Source organism: Agromyces salentinus, assembly GCF_009749395.1.
Taxonomy (GTDB): domain Bacteria; phylum Actinomycetota; class Actinomycetes; order Actinomycetales; family Microbacteriaceae; genus Agromyces; species Agromyces salentinus.
In genome coordinates this window covers 57654-82645 of record NZ_WBIR01000002.1, presented here as the reverse complement: position 1 = coordinate 82645, position 24992 = coordinate 57654, and the positions used below count along the sequence as shown (strand labels likewise).

At 68.0% G+C, this 24992-nt stretch carries 21 protein-coding genes; 12 read left to right on the top strand and 9 right to left on the bottom strand.

Features of this window, described 5'->3' with window-relative positions; genetic code table 11:
• Nucleotides 1–35: 35 nt before the first annotated feature.
• The 4 genes from GQQ95_RS03280 (at nt 36) to GQQ95_RS03265 (ending at nt 4620) form a co-directional block, all read left to right on the top strand.
• Nucleotides 36–962 (top strand): proteasome assembly chaperone family protein, encoded by a 927-nt coding sequence (locus tag GQQ95_RS03280; RefSeq protein ID WP_157426230.1) that lies wholly within the window; start codon nt 36–38, stop codon nt 960–962.
• Between the two features lie 328 nt (nt 963–1290).
• Complete coding sequence (locus GQQ95_RS03275) at nt 1291–2601, top strand: RNA polymerase sigma factor (RefSeq protein ID WP_157426229.1); 1311 nt, start codon at nt 1291–1293, stop codon at nt 2599–2601.
• Nucleotides 2602–2608: 7 nt separating this feature from the next.
• On the top strand, nt 2609–3880 hold the full coding sequence (locus GQQ95_RS03270) for a Mur ligase family protein (protein ID WP_157426228.1): 1272 nt from the start codon (nt 2609–2611) through the stop codon (nt 3878–3880).
• Nucleotides 3877–4620, top strand: coding sequence for a type 1 glutamine amidotransferase (locus GQQ95_RS03265; RefSeq protein WP_157426227.1), 744 nt, complete (start codon nt 3877–3879; stop codon nt 4618–4620). The genes GQQ95_RS03270 and GQQ95_RS03265 overlap by 4 nt, the downstream gene beginning before the upstream one ends.
• 156 nt (nt 4621–4776) lie before the next feature.
• On the opposite strand, the gene GQQ95_RS03260 is transcribed toward GQQ95_RS03265, so the two are convergent.
• Nucleotides 4777–5007: a DUF7455 domain-containing protein gene (locus GQQ95_RS03260; protein WP_157426226.1), complete on the bottom strand. Its 231-nt coding sequence runs from the start codon at nt 5005–5007 to the stop codon at nt 4777–4779.
• Between the two features lie 146 nt (nt 5008–5153).
• On the opposite strand from GQQ95_RS03260, the gene GQQ95_RS03255 reads away from it, so the two are divergent.
• Nucleotides 5154–7232: a DNA gyrase/topoisomerase IV subunit B gene (locus GQQ95_RS03255; protein WP_157426225.1), complete on the top strand. Its 2079-nt coding sequence runs from the start codon at nt 5154–5156 to the stop codon at nt 7230–7232.
• 108 nt (nt 7233–7340) lie between these two features.
• Here GQQ95_RS03255 and GQQ95_RS03250 read toward each other — a convergent pair whose 3' ends face one another.
• Complete coding sequence (locus GQQ95_RS03250) at nt 7341–9815, bottom strand: DNA gyrase/topoisomerase IV subunit A (RefSeq protein WP_157426224.1); 2475 nt, start codon at nt 9813–9815, stop codon at nt 7341–7343.
• Between the two features lie 72 nt (nt 9816–9887).
• Here GQQ95_RS03250 and GQQ95_RS03245 point away from each other — a divergent pair, with 72 nt between their 5' ends.
• Entirely contained in the window at nt 9888–11036 is a 1149-nt protein-coding gene (locus GQQ95_RS03245) for an alkaline phosphatase family protein (protein WP_212275251.1), read from the top strand.
• 113 nt (nt 11037–11149) lie between these two features.
• On the opposite strand, the gene GQQ95_RS03240 is transcribed toward GQQ95_RS03245, so the two are convergent.
• Nucleotides 11150–11731 (bottom strand): DUF3043 domain-containing protein, encoded by a 582-nt coding sequence (locus GQQ95_RS03240; protein WP_157426223.1) that lies wholly within the window; start codon nt 11729–11731, stop codon nt 11150–11152.
• A 36-nt stretch (nt 11732–11767) separates the two neighbouring features.
• Between GQQ95_RS03240 and GQQ95_RS03235 the strand changes: the two genes are divergently transcribed.
• The 5 genes from GQQ95_RS03235 to ctaF all read left to right on the top strand — a co-directional run bounded on the left by GQQ95_RS03235 (nt 11768) and on the right by ctaF (nt 16884).
• Nucleotides 11768–13198, top strand: a complete 1431-nt coding sequence (locus tag GQQ95_RS03235) for a dipeptidase (RefSeq protein ID WP_157426222.1) — start codon at nt 11768–11770, stop codon at nt 13196–13198.
• Between the two features lie 77 nt (nt 13199–13275).
• Nucleotides 13276–13626, top strand: coding sequence for an iron-sulfur cluster insertion protein ErpA (erpA, locus tag GQQ95_RS03230; protein ID WP_157426221.1), 351 nt, complete (start codon nt 13276–13278; stop codon nt 13624–13626).
• Between the two features lie 199 nt (nt 13627–13825).
• Nucleotides 13826–14728, top strand: coding sequence for an aa3-type cytochrome oxidase subunit II (gene ctaC / locus GQQ95_RS03225; RefSeq protein WP_157426220.1), 903 nt, complete (start codon nt 13826–13828; stop codon nt 14726–14728).
• Nucleotides 14725–16461 carry an aa3-type cytochrome oxidase subunit I gene (gene ctaD, locus GQQ95_RS03220; protein ID WP_157426219.1) on the top strand — a complete coding sequence of 579 codons (1737 nt, stop codon included), beginning with the start codon at nt 14725–14727 and terminating at the stop codon, nt 16459–16461. The genes ctaC and ctaD overlap by 4 nt, the downstream gene beginning before the upstream one ends.
• A complete protein-coding gene (gene ctaF, locus GQQ95_RS03215; RefSeq protein ID WP_157426218.1) occupies nt 16462–16884 on the top strand; it encodes an aa3-type cytochrome oxidase subunit IV in 423 nt (140 codons plus the stop codon).
• Between the two features lie 170 nt (nt 16885–17054).
• Here the strand turns inward: ctaF and GQQ95_RS03210 are convergent, their stop codons facing one another.
• The 5 genes from GQQ95_RS03210 to ctaE all read right to left on the bottom strand — a co-directional run bounded on the left by GQQ95_RS03210 (nt 17055) and on the right by ctaE (nt 22160).
• The gene (locus tag GQQ95_RS03210) at nt 17055–17747 is read right to left on the bottom strand and encodes a methyltransferase domain-containing protein (RefSeq protein WP_170296945.1); all 693 of its coding nucleotides are present in this window, start codon (nt 17745–17747) and stop codon (nt 17055–17057) included.
• 212 nt (nt 17748–17959) lie between these two features.
• Entirely contained in the window at nt 17960–19567 is a 1608-nt protein-coding gene (qcrB, locus tag GQQ95_RS03205; RefSeq protein ID WP_157426216.1) for a cytochrome bc1 complex cytochrome b subunit, read from the bottom strand.
• A complete protein-coding gene (gene qcrA, locus GQQ95_RS03200; RefSeq protein ID WP_157426215.1) occupies nt 19564–20640 on the bottom strand; it encodes a cytochrome bc1 complex Rieske iron-sulfur subunit in 1077 nt (358 codons plus the stop codon). The genes qcrB and qcrA overlap by 4 nt, the downstream gene beginning before the upstream one ends.
• Nucleotides 20641–20677: 37 nt before the next feature.
• A complete protein-coding gene (qcrC, locus tag GQQ95_RS03195) occupies nt 20678–21472 on the bottom strand; it encodes a cytochrome bc1 complex diheme cytochrome c subunit (protein ID WP_157426214.1) in 795 nt (264 codons plus the stop codon).
• A gap of 49 nt (nt 21473–21521) precedes the next feature.
• Complete coding sequence (ctaE, locus tag GQQ95_RS03190; protein ID WP_157426213.1) at nt 21522–22160, bottom strand: aa3-type cytochrome oxidase subunit III; 639 nt, start codon at nt 22158–22160, stop codon at nt 21522–21524.
• Nucleotides 22161–22292: 132 nt separating this feature from the next.
• On the opposite strand from ctaE, the gene trpD reads away from it, so the two are divergent.
• On the top strand, nt 22293–23345 hold the full coding sequence (gene trpD, locus GQQ95_RS03185; RefSeq protein WP_157426212.1) for an anthranilate phosphoribosyltransferase: 1053 nt from the start codon (nt 22293–22295) through the stop codon (nt 23343–23345).
• 60 nt (nt 23346–23405) lie between these two features.
• Here the strand turns inward: trpD and glpK are convergent, their stop codons facing one another.
• Nucleotides 23406–24920 (bottom strand): glycerol kinase GlpK, encoded by a 1515-nt coding sequence (gene glpK, locus GQQ95_RS03180; RefSeq protein ID WP_157426211.1) that lies wholly within the window; start codon nt 24918–24920, stop codon nt 23406–23408.
• Nucleotides 24921–24992: the final 72 nt, after the last annotated feature.

Genomic DNA, 24992 nt, shown 5'->3' with positions numbered 1-24992 from the left:
GCCGGGCTCGCCGGTGCGCTCAGTAGGCTGGAACCATGCGCGATCCACGTTCCCTGTACGAGCTCAGCCCCGAGGTCGAGGTGCCTCGCGGCCTGCCGCTCATCGCCGGGTTGACCGGGTTCGCCGACGCCGGGGGAGCCGTCGCGCAGACCACCGACTACCTGCTCGCAACCCTCGAGAACGTCGTCGTCGCGACGTTCGACGCCGACGAGCTGCTCGATTATCGCGCGCGCCGTCCGGTCATCCTCTTCGAGGAGGACCACATCACCGACTATCGTCCGCCGCGCCTCATGCTCTCGCTCGCGCGGGACGAGATCGGCCAGCAGTTCCTCCTGCTCACGGGCTACGAGCCCGATTTCCAGTGGGAGCGCTTCGGAGCGGCGGTCCTCCAGCTGATCGATCGGCTCGGCGTGTCGTCGACCACCTGGCTGAATGCCATCCCGATGCCCGTGCCCCACACCCGTCCGGTGAGCATGACGGTCAGCGGAAACCGTGGCGAGCTCGTGGAGGCGCTCTCGGTCTGGCGGCCGACCACCGAGGCGCCTGCGAACGCGCTGCACCTGGTGGAGTACCGGCTGTACGAGAGCGGGCAGCCGATCGTCGGGTTCGTCCTGCTCATCCCGCACTACCTGAGCGACACCGAGTACCCCGCCGCGGCCGTCGCCGCGCTCGAGGCCGTGAGCAAGGCCACCGGCCGCATCTTCCCGACCGACAGCCTGCGCGAGCAGAACCGGGACTTCGTCGCGCGAATCGACGAGCAGGTCGCCGGCAATGCGGAGCTCGCCCGGCTCGTCGGCACGCTCGAGGAGCGTCACGATACCTATATGGAGGAGACGACCCTCCGGTCGCCCCTCACCGACGAGGGCGGCGAGCTGCCCTCCGCGGACGAGATCGCCGCCGAACTGGAGAAGTTCCTGGCCGTGCGCCGCAGGCACGACGACGAGTCGCCGCTCGGCAGCTGAGAAATCTCTCGCCGGCGAGGGCCGGGACTCCGGTCGATCGCGCTGGCGGGTGCGTCGATCGGGAATGCGTGGCCTGCCCCAGTCGTTGCATCACTCATACCGGTGGGCGTGCGCGGGTCGGGCACGGACGGCGCGCTGCCGGACGTGTACGGCAGTGGAGCGCTGCGCCTGTATAATGAGGGAAGGACCCGTTCTGGTCCGCGGGCACGATTTCGTGCGAACACCTCGCGGACTTGACATGGGTCCTCATAGTGTCCGAAATCTTCGGACCACCACGATCCGCGATCCCCACCGGGCACGCGACGTGCGATGTAGGAGAGGTTCACCAATGGCAACGACGAAAGCTGCGACGCCGGCGAAGGCCGAGGCTGAGACGCCTGCCGCCCGCACGACGGCCGCGAAGTCGACCACGAAGGCGGCTGCGACGAAGACCGCCGCGAAGGCCACCCCGGCGAGCAAGACGCCGCGCAAGACGACCGCCAAGGCGACGACGAAGCCGCGCGGCGCCGCGAAGTCCGGCGATGACGAAGAGGACGACGCCGAGCCCGGAGACGTCGAGGTCGAGGTCGAGGCAGTGGTCGTCGACGAGGCGGATGCCGCGACGACCGAAGAGGACGAGGAGGAGAAGCCCGTCGCCGTCGAGCCCCACCCCACCGGCGCCCTCGTCCTGCGCGCGGTCGACGACGAGGACGATGTGCCCGTCTACTCGAGCGCCATCACGGGGGCCACGGCGGACCCGGTCAAGGACTACCTGAAGCAGATCGGAAAGGTCGCACTGCTGAACGCGGCCGAAGAGGTCGAGCTGGCGATGCGCATCGAGGCGGGACTGTTCGCCGAGGAGAAGCTCTCGCACATGACCGATGCCGAGAAGCGCTCGCAGCTCGGTCGCGAACTGCAGTGGGTCGCGAAGGACGGCCAGCGTGCCAAGAGCCACCTGCTCGGCGCGAACCTCCGCCTCGTGGTCTCGCTCGCGAAGCGCTACACGGGTCGCGGCATGCAGTTCCTCGACCTGATCCAGGAGGGCAACCTCGGCCTCATCCGTGCGGTCGAGAAGTTCGACTACACCAAGGGCTTCAAGTTCTCGACGTACGCGACCTGGTGGATCCGTCAGGCGATCACGCGCGCCATGGCCGACCAGGCCCGTACCATCCGCATCCCGGTGCACATGGTCGAGGTCATCAACAAGCTCGCCCGTGTCCAGCGCCAGATGCTGCAGGACCTGGGCCGCGAGCCCACGCCCGAGGAGCTCAGCCGCGAGCTCGACATGACCCCTGAGAAGGTCATCGAGGTCCAGAAGTACGGGCGCGAGCCCATCTCGCTGCACACCCCGCTCGGTGAAGACGGCGACAGCGAGTTCGGCGACCTCATCGAGGACACCGAGGCGGTCGTCCCGGCCGACGCGGTGGGCTTCACGATGCTGCAGAAGCAGCTCGAGTCCCTCCTCGACTCGCTGAGCGAGCGTGAGGCGGGCGTGATCCGCATGCGCTTCGGTCTCGGTGACGGCATGCCGAAGACGCTCGACCAGATCGGCGACACCTTCGGCGTCACGCGTGAGCGCATCCGCCAGATCGAGTCGAAGACGATGGCCAAGCTCCGCCACCCGTCGCGGTCGCAGTCGCTGCGCGACTACCTCGAGTAGGCCGGCGGTGCCAGCTGGAGCCCTCCGCTACGCGCCGGCGATCCTCGTCGGCAGGCTCACCCGATTCGCCGCCCGGCTGCGCAAGCCCGGCGGCGGATCGGCTGTTCCGGGCCTCGTCGTCAACCGCATCGCCCCGAACTACCTCAAGCGCACGCTCTCCGGGTTCCCCCAGGGGCTCGTCGTGGTCTCGGGCTCGAGCGGCAAGTCGACGACCACGAAGATGCTCGTGGCGATCCTGCGCGCGCACCACGTCGACGTGTTCACCAACCCGTCGACGGCGAACATCAGCCAGGGGTTGACCTCCGCCCTCCTCGAGCGCGCCGACTGGCGTGGTCGGGTTCCGGGGGAGATGGCCGTGCTCGAGATGGACGAGGGCCACGGCGCGCTGGTCATGCAGGGCGTGGACGCCCGAGCCGTCGCGCTCATGAACGTGATGGTCGACCAGATCGACCGATTCCACGATTCCGAGATGGTCGCCGGCATGCTCGAACGCATCGCCGCCCGCGCCCTGGAGACGGTGGTGGTGAACGCCGACGACGCGTACCTCGAGCGGCTGGCCCTGAAGGTCGGGCCGGATGTCGCGGTGCGTCGGTTCGGCGTGTCCGAGGCCGTGCTCGCGGCGGCACCGCGCGGCCTCGGCCATGCGCAGACCGCCGCCGGACGCCTGCAAGCGGGCGACGGCGTGCGCCTCGAGCGCGTCGACGGACGTTCAGCCGTGATCGAGGATCACGGCACCGTCGTGGCCGTCGGCCTTCCGGCCCGCGGCATCCACTACGGCGTCGACGCGACGGCCGCGTACACCACCGCGAAGGCGGTGCTCGGCGATCGGTTCGATCGGCAGACGGCGGCCGACGCCCTCGGCGCGATTCCGGCGGTCTTCGGCCGTGGCGAGCGCGTGCTCGTGCGCGGGCAGGAGGTCGATTTCGTGCTCGTGCAGAATCCGGCGAGCTACCAGCTCAACGTCGACAGCATCGAGCCCGGAACCACCGATGTCCTCTTCGCCATCGGCTCCGACGTCCGCGACCCGTCGTACTTCTGGCCGACCGATGCGTCCTCCCTCGGCCGCGTCGCGATCGTCTCCGGCTCGAAGGCGGCGGAGGCCGCCCTGATGCTCGCCTACGACGGGGTGGAGATCGACCGGGTCGAGCCCGACCTCGGCCGCGCCCTCGACGACTTCCTCGCGGCGCCGGCGCCGGCATCGGGCACGAAGACCATCGTCTTCTCGGCCGATTCCATGCGGCGCACCCGCGCGCACCTCGGACTCACGGGAGCGGAATGACCTTCACGATCATCACCTTGGTCCCGTCGTTGCAGAACACGAACGGCGACGCCGAGAACGCCGCCGTGCTGGCCCGGCGCGCGGCCTGGGCCGGCATCGACGCGCGCGTGGTCGCCGTCGAGGCCCGAGCCGACCTGCCCGACCGCGTCGATGCGGTCGTGCTCGGCTCGGGCAGCGACGCCTCGCTCGAGCGCAGTCGCGACCTGCTGCTCGAGCTGCACGACGAGCTCCGCCGTTGGGGCACCGAGGGCGTCCCGATCCTCGCCGTCGGCACGGGGTGGGAGCTCCTCTCATGGGGCATCGAACACCCCGACGGCTCCAGCATCGAGGGCCTCGGCATCCTGCCCGGTCGTGCCGTGCCTCGGCCCGGCGGTCGCGTGACCGACGACCTGGTCGTCACCGAACTCGGAACGGGCCGGACGCTCGTCGGGTTCGAGAACCATGCCCGCGACTACGTCGGGGCGGAGGCGTCGCCGCTCGGCCGCGTCCGGGCAGGCCACGGCAACGGTCGGGGCTCCGGTCAGGAGGGTGTCGTCATGGGCGAGGTGATCGGGACGCATCTTCACGGACCGGTGCTCGCCAAGAACCCCGAACTTGCGGACCGCATCCTCGCGACGATGGCCGAGCGGGCCGGAGTGGCCTACGAAGCGGGCGAACGAGCACGCGTCGTCGACGGGTATGCGGATGTCGCACGCCGGGCGCAGCTCACGGCGGCAGGCGTCCAGGACGCCGTCGCCTGAGGCCGAGCACGGGTGCGCCGGACCTTCGGGTCCCCGTCGATCGGCGGTCGAGCAGTCCGGGGCATCCGCACCACGCCGGGAATGCGAAACGCCCCGAGATCGGATCTCGGGGCGTTCGCTGCGTTCGTGGAGGCCCTCAGGGAGCCGTGCCGGGCGTCAGGGACGCTCGTTGAGACGAGACGACTCGTCGTGCCAGCTGTGCGCGATCTGGGAGAGCTTCTCCTGGTGCTTGCGACCGTGGTGGGCGCAGAACAGCAGTTCTCCGTTGCCGACCGCCACGCGGATGTACGCCTGGGCGCCGCACGCGTCACAGCGATCGAGCGCAGTGAGCTCGTACGGGGTCTCGAGTTCCTCGACCGCACCGTTGGTTTCGGTGTACTGCGTCATGGCTCCTCCTCCTGGCTCACGTTCGCGAATTCCGTTCCTCAATGTAAACACGTCCTGAGCCCGTGCCCTTCCGTTGGACCGGGCATTTCGCTCAGCGCGTAGCGCCTGCGCTCGAGGGTCGGTGGCGCTCAGTAGGCTTGGTCGACGTGAGCTCCGACTATTCCGCCCGCCATCTCTCCGTGCTCGAGGGCCTCGAGGCCGTCCGCAAGCGACCAGGCATGTACATCGGCTCGACCGATTCCCGAGGGCTGATGCACTGCCTCTGGGAGGTCATCGACAACTCCGTCGACGAGGCGCTCGCTGGTCACGGCAGCGAGATCGGGGTGCGGCTCCACGCCGACGGCAGCGTCGAGGTGCGCGACCGGGCTCGCGGCATCCCCGTCGACATCGAGCCGAAGACGGGGCTCTCGGGGGTCGAGGTCGTCTTCACGAAGCTCCACGCCGGCGGCAAGTTCGGGTCGGGCTCGTATGCCGCGTCCGGTGGCCTGCACGGCGTCGGCGCCTCCGTGGTCAACGCCCTGTCCGAGCGCCTCGACGTCGAGGTCGACCGCGACGGCAAGACGTGGGCCATGTCGTTCCACCGCGGCGAGCCCGGCATCTTCGCCGATGCGGGTGAGCCGTCGCCCGACGCCGCGTTCACGCCCTTCGAGGACCGCAGCGAGCTCCGGGTCGTCGGCAAGGTCGCCAAGGGCGTCACCGGCACGCGCATCAGGTACTGGGCCGACCGGCAGATCTTCACCAAGGGCGCCGAGTTCCAGACCGACGACCTCATCGGCCGCGCCCGTCAGACGGCGTTCCTCGTGCCGGGGCTCGCGATCGACGTCACCGACGAGCGCGGCGATGAGCCGCGCACCACGTCCTTCCAGTTCGAGGGCGGCATCTCCGAGTTCGCCGAGCACCTCGCGGTCGACTCGCCGCTGACCGACATCTGGCGCCTCACCGGCAGCGGCACCTTCTCCGAGACGGTCCCCGTCCTCACCGAGGGCGGAGCGATGGTTCCGACCGAGTTGAAGCGCGAGTGCACCGTCGACATCGCCCTGCGCTGGGGCACCGGCTACGAGACGGTGGTCAAGTCCTTCGTCAACATCATCGCCACGCCGAAGGGCGGCACGCATCAGGCCGGCTTCGACCAGGGGCTCCTGAAGTTCCTCCGCCAGCAGGTCGAGCAGAACGCACGCCGCCTCAAGGCTGGCAGCGACAAGCTCGAGAAGGACGACGTCCTCGCGGGCCTCACCGCCGTGATCACCGTGCGCCTGCCCGAGCCGCAGTTCGAGGGCCAGACGAAGGAGGTGCTCGGAACCCCCGCCGTCCGGGCGATCGTCGCCAACGTCCTCACCAAGGAGCTGGGAGCCCGCTTCACCTCGACCAAGCGCGACGACAAGGCGCAGTCCTCGCTGGTACTCGACAAGGTCGTCGCCGAGATGAAGTCCCGCATCTCGGCGCGTGCGCACAAAGAGACGCAGCGTCGCAAGAACGCGCTCGAGAGCTCGTCCCTTCCGGCGAAGCTCGTCGATTGCCGATCGACGGATGTCGCACACAGCGAACTGTTCATCGTCGAGGGCGACTCCGCCCTCGGCACGGCCAAGCTGGCGCGCGACAGCGAGCATCAGGCGCTCCTGCCGATCCGAGGCAAGATCCTGAACGTGCAGAAGGCCAGCGTCGCCGACATGCTCGGCAACGCGGAGTGCGCCTCGATCATCCAGGTCATCGGAGCCGGCTCCGGGCGGAGCTTCGACATCTCGGCGGCGCGCTACGGCAAGGTCATCATCATGAGCGACGCCGACGTCGACGGCGCTCACATCCGCACCCTCCTTCTCACGCTCTTCTTCCGGTACATGCGGCCCATGATCGAGGAGGGCCGCGTGTTCGCCGCCGTCCCGCCGTTGCACCGCGTGGTGGTCATGAACCCGGGCTCGAAGCCGAACGAGACGATCTACACGTACTCCGAGGCTGAACTCGCCGGCGTATTGGCCACGCTGAAGAAGCAGGGCAAGCGCTACCAGGATCCGATCCAGCGTTACAAGGGCCTCGGCGAGATGGATGCCGACCAACTCGCGACCACCACGATGGACCGTCGCCAACGCACCCTCCGCCGCGTCGGCCTCGGCGATGCCGAGAACGCCGGCCGCGTCTTCGAACTGCTCATGGGCAACGAGGTCGCACCGCGCAAGGAGTTCATCGTGGTCAGCGCCGACGGCCTCGAGCGCGAGCGCATCGACGCCTGACGAAGCGCCCCGGTGAGCGGGGCTGCAGACCGAGAGGACGCGGCGGCCGACAGGCCACCGCGTCCTCGTGCATGTGCTCGGCGCGCGTGGCGCGGGAGCACCGCGACGTCAGGCGATGCGAGTGCCGACCGCGGCGACGTGGGCCTCGAGCGGTTGACCGGACGCGTCGCGCTTGGCACCGGGGTCCGGCAGTTGCCTGGCGGTGCCGTCGGCGGCCACGGCCAGCGCGGGGGCGGGGCCCGCCCACGCGAGCTGAAGGGCGTCCTCGCCCTTGAGGAAGCGCTGGGCCCGCACGCCGCCGGTCGCCCGGCCCTTGGCGGGGAACTCCGAGAACTCGCTGACCTTGGCACTGCCGGCCTCGACGCCCAGGAGCGTGTCGCTGGCGGCCGCGATCGTGACCACCACGGTGGTGGCGAGGGCCTCGGCCGGCAGGCTCGTGAAGTGGATGACCTGCGAGCCGGAGCCCAGCTTGATGCCCGCCATGCCTCCGGCGGGACATCCCTGCGGTCGAACCGTCGCGGCGGGGAAATGCAGGAGCTGGGCGTCGGATGCCACGAACACCAGCTCGTCGCCCTCCTCGCCCTGCACTGCGCCGACGACCTCGTCGCCGGCCTTGAGACCGATGACCTCGAAGTCGGGCTTGTTCGGGTAGCCCCCTGCCGAGACCCGCTTGACGATGCCCTGGCGGGTGCCGATGGCGATCGAGCGATCGGAGGTGAGCGAAACCAGCGCGAGGACCCTCTCGTCGCGATCCGGCAGCGCGAGGTAGTCGCCGATCCTCACGCCGGCACCGAGCTGCACCGAGCTCGGCGGCAGCATCGGGACGTCGACCGCGGTGAAGCGGACGAGATGGCCGCGGTTCGTCACCGCGCCGATCTCGGCGCGGCTCGTGGTGTCGAGCGTGGACAGGATCGCGTCGTGCTTGCTCCGTCGCGACGGCACGGTGACGGCGGGAGCCCCGGACTCGCCGGCTTGCAGGTCGACGCGGGCGATGCGGCCGGTCACCGAGAGGAACACGCGACACGGCACATCCGCCACCTCCAGCACGGCGGCGGCGCGCTTGGCAGCTGCGCCGGTGGGGATGGGCCGGGCATCGGTGAGGAGGGTGCGACGAGGGGTGCCGTACTTCTCGGCGACCTCGGCCAGCTCGTCGGAGACGAGGGCCTCGATGCGATGACGACTCGCGAGGATCGCCTCGAGCTCCTCGATCTCGGCTCGGAGCTTGTCGCGCTCGGCCTCGAGCTCGATGCGCGAGAACTTCGTGAGGCGGCGCAACTGGAGTTCGAGGATGTAGTCGGTCTGCACGAGGCTGAGGTCGAAGACCTCCATCAGCCGCGTTCGCGCCGCAGCGGTGTCGTCGCTCGACCGGATGACCTGGATGACCTCATCGATGTCGAGGATCGCGATCAGCAGGCCGTCGACGAGATGCAGGCGCTCCCGGCGCCGCGCGAGCCGGTACTGGGACCTGCGCGTGACGACGGAGATGCGGTGGTCGACGTAGACCTGCAGCAGCTCGCGCAGTCCGAGCGTCTGCGGCCCGCCGTTGACGAGGGCGACGTTGTTGATGTTGAAGGAGTCCTCGAGCGGCGTGAGGCGGTAGAGCTGCTCGAGCACGGCATCGGGGCTGAATCCGGTCTTGATGCCGATGACCAGTCGGAGCCCGTTCGTGCGGTCGGTGAGGTCGGTGACGTCCGAGATGCCGCTGATCTTCTTGGCGTTGACGCCGTCCTTGATCTTCTCGATGACCTTCTCGGGCCCGACGAGGTAGGGGAGTTCGGTCACCACGAGGCCGGTCTTGCGGGCCGTGATCGGCTCGATGCGCACCTTCGCGCGGGTCTTGAAGCTTCCGCGGCCGGTGGCGTAGGCGTCGCGGATGCCGGCGAGTCCGACGATCGTGCCGCCCGAGGGCAGGTCGGGTGCCGGCACGAACTCCATGAGGTCGTCGAGCGTGGCGTCGGGATTGGCGATGAGGTGACGGGCCGCCGCGATGACCTCGATGAGGTTGTGCGGGGCCATGTTCGTCGCCATGCCGACCGCGATGCCGCTGGCGCCGTTCACGAGCAGGTTCGGATAGGCGGAGGGCAGGACCGCGGGCTGCATGAACTGGTTGTCGTAGTTGGGTACGAAGTCGACGACGTCCTCGTCGAGCCCGTCGTTCATGGCGATGGCGGCCGCGGTCAGTCGCGCCTCGGTGTACCGGGAGGCCGCGGGGCCGTCATCGAGGGAGCCGAAGTTGCCATGCCCGTCGACGAGGGGAACGCGCAGCGTGAAGGCCTGCGCCATGCGGACGAGGGTGTCGTAGATGGCGGTGTCACCGTGGGGGTGGTACTTGCCCATCACCTCGCCGACGACCCTCGAGGACTTCACGTGGCCTCGATCGGGGCGCAGGCCCATCTCGTTCATGCCGAACAGGATTCGTCGCTGCACCGGCTTGAGGCCGTCGCGGGCGTCGGGGAGCGCGCGCGAGTAGATCACGGAGTACGCGTATTCGAGGAACGAGCCCTGCATCTCGGTGGCGACGTCGACGTCTTCGATGCGCTCGACGATCGGTTCTTCAGCGGGCGGGTTCTTGGCTCGGGTCATCCGTGTTCTCTGCTGCTGGTGGGCTCACGCCGGGAATGAAGGGCGCGCCCTGCCTGTGCGAGACTGGGCGCGATGCCTGCCATGCTACCGGTGCCCGCCGACGGGGTCCCGCGCCTCACCGACGTGCTGGCCAGTTCGACGGCCAGCCTCGCCGGCCGCGAGAACGCGTTCGGCCTGCCCGCGGCATCCGGCGTCGTGATCGTGCTCGTCGACGGGCTCGGTGCCGCCAACCTGCAAGCGAGGGCCGGTCACGCCAGGTTCCTCGCGCCACGCATGGCCAAGCGCGACGTCATTCGCACGGTACTTCCCTCGACGACGGCCGCCGCACTCGCGAGCCTGACGACCGGCCGGCTCCCGGGCGCGCACGGGCTGGTGGGCTATCGAACCCTCGACGCCGGGAACGATCGCCTCGTGAATCAGCTGAGCGGCTGGGACGCCGCGATGGTGCCCGAGACGTGGCAGCGGTGCCCGACGCTCTTCGAGAGTGCAGGGCTGGCGGGCGTCGACGCGATCGCGATCGGTGCTGCTCGCTACGCCGACTCCGGGTTCACCCGCGCAGTGCTGCGCGGCGCCGAGTACCGCGTGGCCGCGTCGATGCCCGACCGGTTCGCGGCAGCGCTCGACCTCCTGCAGACGCGCGCCGCGCCGCTCGTCTACCTCTACGTCCCCGAGCTCGACCAGGCCGCGCACGCGCACGGGTGGGAGTCGGACCGATGGCTCGGCCTCTTGGAGCAACTCGACGCCGAGGTCGCCTCGTTCGAGCGGCGGATGCCACGTGGCGCCGGGCTGCTCGTCACGGCCGACCACGGCGTGGTCGACGTTCCCTCGCACCGCCATGTCTTCATCGACGCGAAGCCCGAGCTCGTCGAGGGCGTGCGGCACGTCGGCGGCGAGCCGCGATTCCTGTCGCTCTACGTGGAGCCCGGACTCGGTGCGGGGGAGCGCGACGCCCTGCTGGCGCGGTGGCGGGCGGCCGAGGAGCATCGAGCGTGGGTCCTCTCCCGCGACGAGGCGATCGAGGCGGGCCTCTACGGGGCCGTCGCCGAGGAGGTCCGCCCGCGCATCGGCGACATCCTCGTCGCGGCGCGCGCCGGCATCGCGTACTACGACCGCCGCGAGGCGAACCGGCAGGCGGAGGCCATGATCGGCCAGCACGGGTCGCTCACCGACGAGGAGACGCGCGTGCCCCTGATCCGCGGCGGGGTGTTCGGGCGCGCCTGAGCGCGTCCCTCGGCGGATGCCGCAGCGAACCTCACGACGGTGCCCTTGCATCTGCGGACGACGACGGCCGGGGCATCCGCCACCGGCCGTCGTCTCGGGTCTGCTGCTGGGTGTCAGTTCGGGTACTGACCGCGCTTCACCTGGGGCTTGGGCAGCCGCAGCATGCGCAGCTGCAGGGCGCGCATCGCCGCGTACCACCGCACGCGCTCGGCGTTCTCGCCGTACTTCGCGCGCAGCTTGCGGGTGAGCAGCTGGCCGAGGATGACGACGTCGACGATCGCGATGAGGAAGAACGACCAGAGCGCGAGGATGCCGATCGCCTGCACCTGCGCGCTGGGGATGAAGGTCAGGATGATCACGGCGAACATCACCGGGATCAGGATCTCGCCGATGCTGAAGCGCGCGTCGACGTAGTCGCGGACGAACTTCTTCTGCGGTCCGCGGTCGCGCATCGGCAGGTAACGCTCATCGCCGAGGGCCATGCCGACGCGTGCGCGTTCGCGCGCCTCGGCCTCCTTCGCCTTCGCCGCCTTCGCCGCCTCCTTGCGGTCGTTCGGCACGAGCGGCCGCTTGCGGGCCGCCTCCTGCTCGGCGCGACTCGGCGTGGGAACGCCCTTGCCGGCCTTCAGTCGCGCCTGGGTCTCTTCGAGCGTCTCGGCGCTCGGGTCTTCGCTGTTGGTGGGTTGCTTTGCCACGGGGTCCCTCGAATCGGTTCCCTTAAGATTACCGGCATGACCGAGCCCACACCCACCGGCCCCGCTTCCCCTTCGACCGGCGACCTCGTCGACGCGATCCGCGACGCCGTCGACGTCGGATTCCCGTCGACGGTCGCCGATCTCGCGAACCTCGTCCGGATCCCGTCCGTCTCCTGGCCCGCCTTCGACCCGGAGCATGTCGCGACGAGCGCCGAGGCCGTGGCCGGGCTGCTCCGTGACACCGGCGTCTTCGACCTGGTCGACGTGCGGCGTGCGCTGGTCGAGGACGGCTCCGAGCTCGGTCATCCCGCCGTGGTCGCGAGCCGGCCCGCGCGCAACGGGCGTCCGACCGTGCTGCTCTACGCCCACCACGACGTGCAGCCGCCCGGAAAGGACGAGGACTGGGACACGCCGCCGTTCGAGCCGACCCAGCGCGGCGACCGGCTCTACGGTCGCGGCGCCGCCGACGACAAGGCCGGCGTCATGGCCCATGTCGGCGCGATCCGGGCATTCGCGGATGCGGCGGGGGACTTCGACCTCGGCCTCGCCGTGTTCGTCGAGGGCGAGGAGGAGTGGGCCTCCCGCTCGTTCGCGAACTTCCTGCGCGAGAACCGCGACCACCTGGCGGCCGACGCGATCATCGTCGCCGATTCCGGAAACTGGGACCTCGAGACACCGGCGATCACGGTCGCCCTCCGTGGCGCGGTGGCGTTCAACGTCCGGATCCGCACGCTGTCGCATGCCTCGCACTCGGGGATGTACGGCGGTGCCGTGCCGGATGCCATGCTCGCGGCCATCCGCGTGCTCGACACGATGTGGGCCGAAGACGGGTCGGTCGCCATCTCCGGCCTGACGAGCGCCGACCTCGTGCCGCCGGCCTACGACGAGGCGCAGCTTCGAGAGGAGACCGGTCTCGTCGACGGCGTGAGCCCCATCGGCCGTGGCTCGATCCTCTCCCGCATCTGGGCGCAGCCCGCGGTCACCGTCACCGGCATCGACGCACCGGATGTCGCGAACGCCTCGAACACCCTGGTTCCCGAGGTCAGGGTCCGCATCAGCGCGCGCATCGCGCCCGGGCAGGATGCGGGGGAGGCCTACGAGGCGATCCGCGCGCATCTCGTCGAGAACGCCCCCTTCGGCGTGCAACTCGGCTTCGAGGACGTCGACAAGGGCCAGGCGTTCCTCGTCGACACGAGCGGGTGGGCCGTCGAGGAGACGCGGTCCGCGATGTCGGACGCTTGGGGTCGGCCGCCCGTCGACATCGGCGTGGGCGGCTCCATCCCGTTCATCGCGGAGCTCGTCGAGGAGTTCCCGGAGGCGCAGATCCTCGTGACCGGCGTGGAGGACCCCGACTCCCGGGCGCACAGCCCGAACGAGTCGCTGCACCTCGGAGTCTTCAAGCGGGCCCTGTTGAGCGAGGCGCTCCTCTTCGCGCGGCTCGAGGCGCGAGGCCCGTCGGAATCCTGACTTCCGGGCCGACACGCAGCCGCACCGGGTAGAATCCCATCAGACATGAGGCGTTCTTCGACGCACCGAGGAGAGACATGAGCGACACCATCACCGACACCGCACACGGTGTGAAACTGAGCGATCCCGCGGCCGACAAGGTGCGGAGCCTCCTTTCGCAGGAGGGCCGTGACGACCTGCGTCTGCGCGTCGCGGTCCAGCCCGGCGGATGCTCGGGCCTCATCTATCAGCTCTACTTCGACGAGCGGCTCCTCGACGGCGATGCCGTGGTCGACTACTCGGGCGTCGAGGTCGTCGTCGACAAGATGAGCGTTCCCTACCTCGACGGAGCCTCGATCGACTTCGAGGACACCATCCAGAAGCAGGGCTTCACGATCGACAACCCCAATGCACAGGGAAGCTGTGCATGTGGTGACTCGTTCCACTGAGCACCGAGATCCGACTCCGGAAGGGAGGCTGCCGACGGCAGCCTCCCTTTCTTGTTTCTCCAGATGATCGCGGAATTACGCACCCGGATCCGCGGAAAACGAGGCTCCCTTGCACGCCAGCCCGGTCGAGTCGGAGTAGGCTGTCCAACGATCATGCGCTTCACTGTGAAGCGCCTTCGAGTCTCCCGAAAGGTCACCGGTGCGCCACAATCGCCGTCTCCGATGGGCTGCTATCCCGATCGCAGCGTCGCTCAGCCTCGTCCTCGCAGGGTGCACGCAGGCTCAGCTCAACGGGTTCCTGCCGGGCTTCGAGGAGGGGCAGCCTCCCGTCACGAACCACACCGAGCGCGTCTCGGGCCTGTGGGTCACGTCGTGGATCGTGCTGCTCGTCGTCGGCGTCATCACCTGGGGCCTGACGATCTGGGCGGTCATCGCCTACCGTCGTCGCAAGGGGCAGACCGGTCTTCCGGTCCAGCTCAGGTACAACATGCCGATCGAGGTCTTCTACACGATCGTCCCGCTCATCCTGGTGCTCGGCTTCTTCGCCTTCACCGCCCGTGATCAGCAGGTCATCGAGCAGCGGTTCGCCGAGGACCAGATCGACGTCAAGGTCGAGGTCATCGCCAAGCAGTGGGCGTGGGACTTCAACTACGTGAACGAGGACGTCTACTCGCCCGGCATCCAGGGCCAGCTCTCGAACGAGGGGCCCAAGGGCTCGCTCGTCGCCTCCGAGGTGCCGACCCTCTACCTGCCGGTCGGCAAGAACATCGAGATCGAGCTCGAGTCGCGTGATGTCATCCACTCGTTCTGGGTCGTGGACTTCCTCTACAAGAAGGACATGTTCCCCGGCAAGACCAACTACATGTCGTTCGTCCCCGAGCGTGAAGGCACCTACGAGGGCAAGTGCGCCGAGCTCTGCGGCGAGTACCACTCGTTGATGCTCTTCAACGTGAAGGTCGTCTCCGAGGGCGAGTACGAGGACTACATCGACTCCCTGCGGGACCTCGGCCAGGAGGGGCAGCTCTCCAACGAGTACGACCGCAACCAGAACCTGCCCGGCACGGGCGCGCCCGAACTGAAAGAGGAGCACGAAGGCGAATGAGCACCACGACCGCACCGGCTCGGCCGCAGTCGAGCAGCCTTCCCTTCGGCGCTTCGAAGGTCGAACGCAAGGGCAACGTCCTCGTCCGGTGGATCACGTCCACCGACCACAAGGTCATCGGGTACATGTACCTGATCACCTCGTTCGTGTTCTTCTGCATCGGCGGCGTCATGGCGCTGATCATCCGCGCCCAGCTCTTCGAGCCCGGCCTGGAGATCGTGCAGACGCGTGAGCAGTACAACCAGCTCTTCACGATGCACGGAACGATCATGCTGCTCATGTTCGCGACGCCGCTCTTCGCCGGCTTCGCGAACGTGCTCATGCCGTTGCAGATCGGTGCTCCCGACGTCGCCTTCCCGCGACTGAACGCCTTCGCCTTCTGGCTGTTCGCCTTCGGTTCGCTGATGGCCGTCTCCGGATTCTTCACACCGCAGGGCGCGGCATCCTTCGGATGGTTCGCCTACCAGCCATTGGCGTCGACGACGTTCTCACCTGGCGTGGGCGGCAACCTCTGGATGCTCGGCCTCGGCCTCTCCGGCTTCGGCACGATTCTGGGCGCCGTGAACTTCATCACGACCATCATCACGATGCGCGCTCCCGGCATGACGATGTTCCGCATGCCGATCTTCACGTGGAACACGCTGGTCACCTCGATCCTCGTGCTGATGGCCTTCCCGGTCCTCGCCGCGGCGATTCTGGCGGCGGGCGCCGACCGCGTCTTCGGGGCCCACATCTACGACCCGGCCAATGGCGGCGTCATCCTGTGGCAGCACCTGTTCTGGTTCTTCGGGCACCCCGAGGTGTACATCATCGCCCTGCCGTTCTTCGGCATCGTCTCCGAGATCTTCCCCGTCTTCAGCCGGAAGCCGATCTTCGGCTATTCGACGCTCGTCTACGCGACCATCGCGATCGCGGCGCTCTCGGTCACGGTGTGGGCGCACCACATGTACGTCACGGGTTCGGTCCTCCTGCCCTTCTTCGCACTCATGACGATGCTCATCGCGGTGCCGACCGGCGTGAAGATCTTCAACTGGATCGGCACGATGTGGCGCGGCTCGATCACCTTCGAGACGCCGTTGGTGTGGTCGATCGGCTTCCTGATCACCTTCGTGTTCGGTGGCCTCACCGGCGTGATCCTGGCATCGCCGCCGCTCGACTTCGCGGTGTCCGACACCTACTTCGTGGTCGCCCACTTCCACTACGTGGTGTTCGGCACGGTCGTCTTCGCGATGTTCGCGGGCTTCTACTTCTGGTGGCCGAAGTGGACCGGCAAGATGCTCAACGAGACGCTCGGCAAGTGGCACTTCTGGCTGCTCTTCATCGGCTTCCACACCACCTTCCTCATCCAGCACTGGCTTGGCGTGGTCGCGATGCCGCGGCGGTACTACTCGTACCTGCCCGAGGACAACATCACGTGGATGAACCAGCTCTCGACGATCGGTTCCGCGATCCTCGCGATCTCGCTGATCCCGTTCTTCCTCAACGTGTACATCACGGCGCGCCGCGCTCCCAAGGTCACGGTGAACGACCCGTGGGGGTACGGCCGTTCGCTCGAGTGGGCGACCAGCTGCCCGCCGCCGCGGCACAACTTCACCTCGATCCCGCGCATCCGCTCGGAGTCGCCGGCGTTCGACCTCAACCACCCCGAGGCCGGCATCCCCGTCGGCATCGGCCCGGGCAAGGATGCGCCGGACGCACCCGTGTTCGACGTCGAGACGAAGGAAGTCAAGTAAGTGCGCGCGAATGTGATTCTCTTCTGGATCCTCTCGGGATTCTTCGCGATCGCCGCGGCCATCTACATCGCGTGGACGGCTGTCGACGACCTCGAGCCCGGAGTCGAGTGGGTCGGCCTCGTGGCGATCTCGTTGAGCGCCGTGCTCGCCGCCTTCATCGCGTTCTACCTCGGGCGTGTGCACAAGGCACAGGGTTCGGAGCTCCCCGAAGACCGGCTGGATGCCAACATCGACGACGGCGACCCCGAGCTCGGCTTCTTCAGCCCGTGGAGCTGGTGGCCGATCATGCTCGCGGCCTCGGCCGCTCTGCTCTTCCTCGGCCTGGCGGTCGGGTTCTGGATCAGCTTCATCGCCGTCGGCCTCGGCGTCATCAGCCTCGTGGGCTGGGTCTACGAGTACTACCGCGGGAACTTCGCCCGCTGACCGGTCTCCTACGCTGAAACGGCCCTCACACCGGGTGTGAGGGCCGTTTCGCGTGTGGAGGTACTCCGGCGGGTTCCGCGGGTGCCCGAGCCGACTCCGGGCGTTCTCGCGACCCATGTCAGGTGCCCGTGTCGTGCCAGTCCTCATGCCGGCGTCGTATCGGCGCGGGCTCAGGCCGGGCGTCGACGTTCGAACGTGAGGACCTCGACCGAGACGGTGACGCTCATGGCGCCGACGGACTCGTCGAGTCGATCGGATTCGCCCTCGCGAGCGTGATGGGCCGTGGGCCCCATGGCCGTGAGCAGACGGCGCTGGGCAGCATCGACGAGAGCTTCGTACTCGAGCCCGGTTCGATCCAAGGCATCGAATCCGACCTGGCCCAGGGCGGTTGCGACCTGGAGTTCCTTGCCCTCGGGTATGGACAGCATGTCGCCACGCTGCTGGAGCTCCTCGAGGTGGTTCTCGCGGGGAACGACCACGACGAGGATGCCTGCCTCGCGGATGACCCGAGCGTACTCCGATGGATTCCTGGGCGCGAAGATGTTGAGGGCGATGTCGACGACGCCATCTCGCAGGGGGAGTGGTCGCCAGATGTCGAGGACGACACCGGTGGCCCCCTCGACCGCGCGAACTGCCATGCGTGCCGCAACCGGGGACCGATCGGTCACCAGGACGTCGGCAGCCGGATGCGCCCGCGCGACCGCAGCCGTGTAGTAGCCGGTGCCGCACCCGAAGTCGGCGATACGCGGCGACATGCGCTGCCGGCCGGGCTCAGGCTGCCAGCGGAACGTCGCGTCCACGACGGACTCGGAGATCGGCGCGTAGACGCTGCTGTCGAGCAACGACGAGCGTGCCGTGAGCATCTCCCGATCATCGCCCGTGGTTCGAGGCGCCTTCGGCGGAAGCAGGGTCACGGTTCCGTACTTGGACACATCGAAACGGTGACCGGTCGCGCAGCCGATCACGAGTGGGCCGACCTCGTGGAGCGGCTCCACGCAGTTCGGGCACCGGAGCCACGTCGTGTCGAACGACATGGTCCCGATGCCCGAATCTGCAGTGCGGTTCAGCTGCGCGGTCAGTGGTGTTCGCCGTGACCGGACTCGAGTTCGCCCTTCGTGACCGGCGCGATGCGGTCCTCGAAGAACCAGCGCGAGAGCGAGGCCCGGAACTTCTGGCCCGCGGTGATCTTGCCACGCGCGTTCGGACGAATCATCAGCGGGGCGTACGACTCGAAGCTCACCAGCCGCCAGCGGTCGTACTCGTCGAGGGGCTCGTGCACCTCGATGTACTCGCCGCCCGGCAGCCGAACGATGCGCCCGGACTCGTACCCGTGGAGCACGATCTCGCGGTCCTTCTTCTGCAGTGCGATGCACACGCGCTTCGTGATGAAGTACGCGATGAAGGGGCCGATGATGACCACTGCCTGGAGCGCGTGGATGACGCCCTCCATCGTGAGCCAGAAGTGCGTGGCCAGGATGTCCGAGCTCGCCGCGGCCCAGAGGCCCGCGTAGAAGGTCACGCCGGCTGCGCCGATGGCCGTTCGGGTCGGAGCGTTGCGGGGACGGTCGGCGATGTGGTGCTCGCGCTTGTCGCCGGTGATCCAGGCCTCGATGAACGGGTACATCAGCACCAGGACGATGAAGATGCCGATCGCGATCAGCGGGACGAGGATGTTGAACGACCAGGTGCGGTCGAGCCACACGAACTCCCATCCCGGGGGAATGAGTCGAAGCGCGCCATCCGCGAAGCCGATGTACCAGTCGGGCTGCGTTCCTGCAGACACCGGCGATGGGTCGTACGGGCCGTAGTTCCAGATCGGGTTGATCGTGAAGAGCGCGGCGATCAGCGCCAGCACGCCGAAGATGATGAAGAAGAACCCACCGGCCTTCGCGGCGTAGATCGGGAGGATGGGGGGACCGACCGCGTTCTGCGGGGTCTTGCCCGGCCCGGCGTACTGCGTGTGCTTGTGGACGACCACGAACACGAGGTGCAGGGCGATGAATGCGATCACGAGCGCAGGCAGGATCATGATGTGCAGCGAGTAGAGGCGGCCGACGATCTGCGTGCCCGGGAACTCACCACCGAAGATGAGGAACGAGGTCCACGTTCCGATGACCGGGATGCCCTTGACGAGGCCGTCGATGATGCGCAGGCCGTTGCCCGAGAGCAGGTCGTCGGGCAGCGAGTACCCCGTGAAGCCTTCGGCCATCGCGAGGATGAAGAGCGTGAAGCCGATCACCCAGTTGAACTCGCGCGGCTTCCGGAACGCACCCGTGAAGTAGATGCGGAGCATGTGCAGACCGATGGCCGCGACGAAGAGCAGGGCCGCCCAGTGGTGCATCTGCCGAACGAACAGGCCGCCGCGAATGTCGAACGAGATGTCGAGCGTCGATGCCATCGCGACCGACATCTCGACGCCCTTGAGGGGGACGTACGACCCGTCGTAGTGGACCTCGGCCATGGACGCCTGGAAGAAGAACGTCAGGAACGTGCCCGAGATCAGGATGACGACGAACGAGAAGAGGGCCACCTCGCCGAGCAGGAACGACCAGTGGTCGGGGAACGCCTTACGGCCGAGCTCCTTGACGAAGCCGGCGATGCTCGTGCGCTCGTTCACATAGACGGCCGCGGACGTCGTGAACGACCGCTTCGGCGTGCCGGTGGTGGGCGATGCGGTGCTCAATGGCGCTCCCAGAAGCTCGGGCCGACGGGTTCGGTGAAGTCGCTCTGCGCGATGAGGTAGCCCTCATCGTCGATCGCGATGGGCAGCTGCGGCAGCGGACGCTTGGCCGGGCCGAAGATGACCTCGCAGTGGTTCGCCACGTCGAACTGGGACTGGTGGCAGGGGCAGAGCAGGTGGTGCGTGTGCTGCTCGTAGAGCGCGACAGGGCAGCCGACGTGCGTGCAGATCTTGGAGTACGCGACGATGCCGTCGTAGGACCAGTCCTTGCGCTCGGGCAGTTCGTTCAGTTCGCTCGGCTCGAGGCGCATGAGGAGCACCGCGGCCTTGGCCTTCTCATCAAGTTTGCCGTGCTCGAGGTCGTTCAGGCCCTCGGGGATCACGTGGAACGCGCTGCCGATCGTGACGTCGGAGGCCTTGATCGGCGCACCGCTCGGATCGAGCGCGAGACGCGTGCCCTTGCGCCACATCGTGTGGCTCAGCAGCGGCACGGGAAGCTGGTCCTGAGGAGCAAGCCCGCGGAACAGGACGAGTGCCGGCAGGGGGAACACGACGATCGCACCGATGAGGCTGTTGCGGATCACGCTTCGACGCGTGAAGCCGGACTCGCGGTCGGAGTCGGTGAAGACCTTCACCGCGGCAGCCTGCGTCTCGGGGGAGCCGCCGATCGGGTGGCGTTCGTCGACGAGCTCGACGTCCTCCATGACGGACTTGCCCCAGTGGACGATGCCGATGCCCAGGGCAAGAAGCGCCAGGGCGGCACCGAGGCCGATGAACAGGTTGTTCAGTCGGACGTCGCCGGGGTTGTTCGACTCCATCGGGAAGAGCATGTAGGCGGCGACCGCCCAGAGGCTTCCGAGAATGGAGAGGTAGAAGAGCGTGTAGACCGTGCGCTGCGCGCGCTTCTCCCGCTGGGGATTCTCGTCGGTCACGCGAGGCCGGTGTGCCGGGAAGCCCGGATTCTCGAACGCGTCCTGAACGATCAGTGCGGTGCCCGGAGAGGCATCGGATGCGTGCGCGGCATGCGACGAGTCGGCAGCGGCGAGCTCAGCGCCGCTGTTGTCGTCCTGGGCCATGGTTCTCCTTCTTCAGGTACTTCGGTACCGACGTGCGCTAGTTGGACTTGGCCGTGATCCACACGGTGATCGCGACGATCGCGCCGAGACCGAAGATCCAGATGAACAGGCCCTCTGCAACGGGGCCGAGCGAACCGAGTTCGAAGCCGCCGGGCGACCGGTTGTCCTGCACGTACTTGAGGTACGTGATGATGTCGCGCTTGTCCTCGGGCGAGATGTTCAGGTCGTTGAACACGGGCATGTTCTGCGGACCGGTGACCATGGCCTCGTAGATGTGCACGCCGGAGACGTCGGTGAGCGGGGGAGCGAACTTGCCTTCGGTGAGAGCGCCACCGGCTCCGGCGACGTTGTGGCACATCGCGCAGTTGATGCGGAACAGCTCGGCACCGTTTGCAGCGTCGCCGCCGCCGTTGACCAGGTGGTCATCGGGGATGTCGGGGCCGGGGCCCAGCGAGGCGACGTAGTAGGCGAGCTGCTTGACCTGCTCGTCGGTGAACTGGACCGGCTTCTCCTGCGCCTGCGGGCCCTGCATCTGCATCGGCATGCGACCGGTCCCGACCTGGAAGTCGACCGCCGCAGCGCCGACGCCGACGAGGCTCGGACCCGTGTCGGTGCCCTCCGCGGACAAGCCGTGGCAGGTGGCGCAGTTGGCCTGGAAGAGCTTCTTGCCCTCTTCGATGGTCTGCTGCGAGGTGGAGTCGGCTTCGGCCTGGGCCGTCGTGCCCGCACTCAGCGCCGCATAGGCGCCACCGGTGAAGACGAGACCGATCGCGAGCAATGCGACCGTTGCGAGCGGGTGCCGGCGGCCGGTGCGTCGCTTCTGGCGGTTCATTGGGTTCTTCCTGTTCGCGGGCATGCTGGGTGGGCGCTCCTGCTTGCGGCTATTTGAGGACGTAGATGACAAGGAAGAGACCGATCCAGACGACATCGACGAAGTGCCAGTAATAGGACACCACGATGGCGCTCGTGGCCTCCTTGTGCCCGAAGTTCTTGACGGCGAAGACGCGGCCGATCACGAGCAGGAAGGCGATGAGCCCGCCCGTGACGTGCAGGCCGTGGAAGCCGGTCGTGAGGTAGAACGCGGAGCCGTACGAGTTCGAGTCGAGGGCGATGCCCTCGGAGACGAGCGTTGCGTACTCCCACACCTGTCCGGCGACGAAGACGGAGCCCATGGCGAAGGTGAGGAAGAACCACTCGACCATTCCCCAGTCCCACGGCTTCCAGCTGGTGCCGTAGGGCTTCATCTTCTCTGCAGCGAAGACGCCGAACTGGCAGGTCACCGACGAGAGTACGAGGATGATCGTGTTCGTCAGCGAGAACGGGAAGTTCAAGACGCCGGCTTCCGCGGCCCACAGCTCGGGCGACGTCGACCGAAGCGTGAAGTAGATCGCGAACAGGCCGGCGAAGAACATGACTTCGCTCCCGAGCCAGACGATCGTGCCCACCGCAACGGTGTTCGGTCGCTTGATCACGGGCGCGCTCGCCTGGAAAGTCATAGAGGTGCTCGTCACGCTCACCATTATGGCTGAAATCAGGGCTGAGTTTTCGTCATCCTCGTTGCTCGTGTCGCACCGTCGGCACTAAGGCGAGCCTTACTTGAGCTGCCGAAGTGCCGTGAATCGCCCGTGAATCCCCTCGCTAGGATCGACTCCATGCCCGCGGACACCAATTGGCCAGACATTCTCACCGCCCTCCTCAATGGGGAAGATCTCAGCGTCTCGGACGCGGCGTGGTGCATGGAACAGGTCATGACGGGAGCTGCGACCCACGCCCAGCTCGCCGGGTTCCTCGTGGCGCTCCGGGTGAAGGGGGAGACCGTCGACGAGGTCGTCGGGTTCCGGGACGCGGTCCTGGAGCATGCCGTACCGCTTCCGGTGGATCCGATGGCATTGGACATCGTCGGGACGGGCGGGGACCGATTCGGCACGGTCAACGTCTCCACGATGGCCTCCGTGGTCGCGGCGGCATCCGGCGTCCCGGTCATCAAGCACGGCAATCGCGCCGCGAGCTCCGCGTCCGGTTCATCCGACGTGCTCGCGGCGCTCGGCATCGACCTGACGATGTCGGCCGACCGCGTGGCCGCCGTGCTCGAGGAGGCGGGCATCACGTTCGCGTTCGCGTCGGCCTTCCACCCCGGGTTCCGGCATGCCGGCGCGGTGCGTGCCGAGCTGGGCGTCCCGACGGTGTTCAACTTCCTCGGGCCGCTCTGCAATCCCGCCAGACCCGAGGCGTCCGCGGTCGGCGTCGCGCACCTCGATCGCGTGCCGCTCATCGTGGGCGTGTTCCAGACACGCGGAGCCACCGCGCTCGTGTTCCGCGGTGACGACGGCCTCGACGAGCTCACGACCACCGGCCACAGCCACATGTGGGAGGTCTCGCTCGGCACGGTGAAGGAGCACGACCTCGACCCTCGCGACCTCGGTATCGCGCGAGCGAAGATCGCGCAGCTCCAAGGGGGAGACGCCGCACACAACGCGCAGGTCGTTCATCGCGTGTTCGCAGGCGAGACCGGTCCCGTCCGAGACATCGTCGTGCTGAACGCGGCCGCGGGACTCGTGTCGTTCGAGCTCGCGAAGGATCCGTCGCAGGTGCTCCGGCCGATCCTCGATCGCTTCGCCGAGAAGATGGTCGTCGCCTCGGACGCGATCGACAGCGGATCCGCCGCGCGCAAGCTCGACGAGTGGATCGCGGCGACGCGACGGTGAACACGCGAACGTCGGGCCCTGCGACATCCGCAGAGCCCGACGACGTGATGCGAAGGGTGATCAGTCCACGTCGTCGTCGACCCAGTCGAACGTCTTCGTGACGGCCTTCTTCCAGAGGCGGATCTGGCGGTCGCGCTCATCGGCGTCCATCTTGGGCTCCCAGCGCGAGTCCTCCTGCCAGTTGGCGCGAAGCTCGTCCAGGTCGGACCAGAACCCGACGGCGAGGCCCGCCGCGTATGCGGCCCCCAGGGCAGTGGTCTCCGCGACGACCGGTCGGACGACCGGCACGCCGAGGATGTCGGCTTGGAACTGCATGAGGGTGTTGTTCGCGATCATGCCGCCGTCGACCTTCAGCTCCGTGAGGTCGACTCCCGAGTCGGCGTTGACGGCGTCGAGCACCTCGCGCGTCTGGAATGCCGTCGCCTCGAGGGCCGCCCGCGCGATGTGTCCCTTGTTCACGTAGCGGGTCAGGCCCACGAGTGCGCCGCGGGCGTCGGGCCGCCAGTACGGGGCGAAGAGCCCCGAGAAGGCCGGCACGAAGTAGGCGCCGCCGTTGTCCTCGACGCTGTTGGCGAGCGTCTCGACCTCGGGAGCGGAGGAGATGAGGCCGAGGTTGTCGCGCAGCCACTGGATCAGCGACCCGGTGACCGCGATCGACCCCTCGAGCGCGTAGTGGGCCGGCTCGTCGCCGAGCTTGTAGCCGAGGGTCGTGAGCAGCCCGTTCTTGGAGTGGATGATCTCGGTGTCGGTGTTGAAGATGAGGAAGTTGCCGGTGCCGTAGGTGTTCTTCGATTCGCCGGCATCGAACGCCGCCTGCCCGAAGGTCGCGGCCTGCTGGTCGCCGAGAATGCCGGCGACGGGCACCTCGCGAAGCAGGCTCGACGGCTCCACGGTGCCGTAGACCTCTGAGGAGGAGCGGATCTCGGGCAGCATCGACTTCGGCACGCCGAACGCCTCGAGGATGTCGTCGCGCCAGGAGAGCGTCTCGAGGTCCATGAACATCGTGCGTGACGCGTTGGTGACGTCGGTCGCGTGCACGCCGCCGTCGACACCGCCGGTCAGGTTCCAGAGCACCCACGTGTCGGTCGTGCCGAACAGCAGGTCGCCGGCCTCGGCCTTCTCACGGGCGCCCTCGACGTTCTCGAGGATCCAGACGATCTTCGTGCCCGAGAAGTACGTCGCCAACGGCAGGCCGACGACCGGCTTGAACCGCTCGACGCCGCCGTCGGCCGCGAGCCGGTCGACGATCGACTGGGTGCGGGTGTCCTGCCAGACGATCGCGTTGTACACCGGCTCGCCGGTGTTCTTGTCCCAGACGACGGCGGTCTCGCGCTGGTTCGTGATGCCCACCGCGGCGATGTCGTGACGCGTGATGTCGGCCTTGCCGAGGGCCTGGCCGATGACCTCGCGTGTGTTGCGCCAGATCTCGGCCGGATCGTGCTCGACCCAGCCCGCCTTCGGGAAGATCTGCTCGTGCTCGAGCTGCCCGGTCGCGACGATCGAACCGGCCTTGTCGAAGATGATCGAGCGGGTGCTCGTCGTTCCCTGGTCGATCGCCAGGATGTAGTCGGCCATGACTTCCTCTCGTTGCTGCGCCCCGATCGCCGAGGCGCGATTCAGTGATGTTCAGGGGCCGCCCGGCTCTTC

Bases quoted from the DNA above. Each gene is read 5' to 3' on its own strand.
- qcrA (WP_157426215.1), bottom strand. From the start codon at position 20,640: ATGGCCCAGGACGACAACAGCGGCGCTGAGCTCGCCGCTGCCGACTCG.
- GQQ95_RS03260 (WP_157426226.1), bottom strand. From the start codon at position 5,007: ATGACGCAGTACACCGAAACCAACGGTGCGGTCGAGGAACTCGAGACC.
- erpA (WP_157426221.1), top strand. From the start codon at position 13,276: ATGAGCGACACCATCACCGACACCGCACACGGTGTGAAACTGAGCGAT.
- GQQ95_RS03265 (WP_157426227.1), top strand. From the start codon at position 3,877: ATGACCTTCACGATCATCACCTTGGTCCCGTCGTTGCAGAACACGAAC.
- ctaD (WP_157426219.1), top strand. From the start codon at position 14,725: ATGAGCACCACGACCGCACCGGCTCGGCCGCAGTCGAGCAGCCTTCCC.
- qcrC (WP_157426214.1), bottom strand. From the start codon at position 21,472: ATGAACCGCCAGAAGCGACGCACCGGCCGCCGGCACCCGCTCGCAACG.
- GQQ95_RS03245 (WP_212275251.1), top strand. From the start codon at position 9,888: ATGCCTGCCATGCTACCGGTGCCCGCCGACGGGGTCCCGCGCCTCACC.
- glpK (WP_157426211.1), bottom strand. From the start codon at position 24,920: ATGGCCGACTACATCCTGGCGATCGACCAGGGAACGACGAGCACCCGC.
- ctaE (WP_157426213.1), bottom strand. From the start codon at position 22,160: ATGGTGAGCGTGACGAGCACCTCTATGACTTTCCAGGCGAGCGCGCCC.
- GQQ95_RS03250 (WP_157426224.1), bottom strand. From the start codon at position 9,815: ATGACCCGAGCCAAGAACCCGCCCGCTGAAGAACCGATCGTCGAGCGC.
- GQQ95_RS03275 (WP_157426229.1), top strand. From the start codon at position 1,291: ATGGCAACGACGAAAGCTGCGACGCCGGCGAAGGCCGAGGCTGAGACG.
- trpD (WP_157426212.1), top strand. From the start codon at position 22,293: ATGCCCGCGGACACCAATTGGCCAGACATTCTCACCGCCCTCCTCAAT.
- GQQ95_RS03235 (WP_157426222.1), top strand. From the start codon at position 11,768: ATGACCGAGCCCACACCCACCGGCCCCGCTTCCCCTTCGACCGGCGAC.
- GQQ95_RS03280 (WP_157426230.1), top strand. From the start codon at position 36: ATGCGCGATCCACGTTCCCTGTACGAGCTCAGCCCCGAGGTCGAGGTG.
- GQQ95_RS03210 (WP_170296945.1), bottom strand. From the start codon at position 17,747: ATGCTCACGGCACGCTCGTCGTTGCTCGACAGCAGCGTCTACGCGCCG.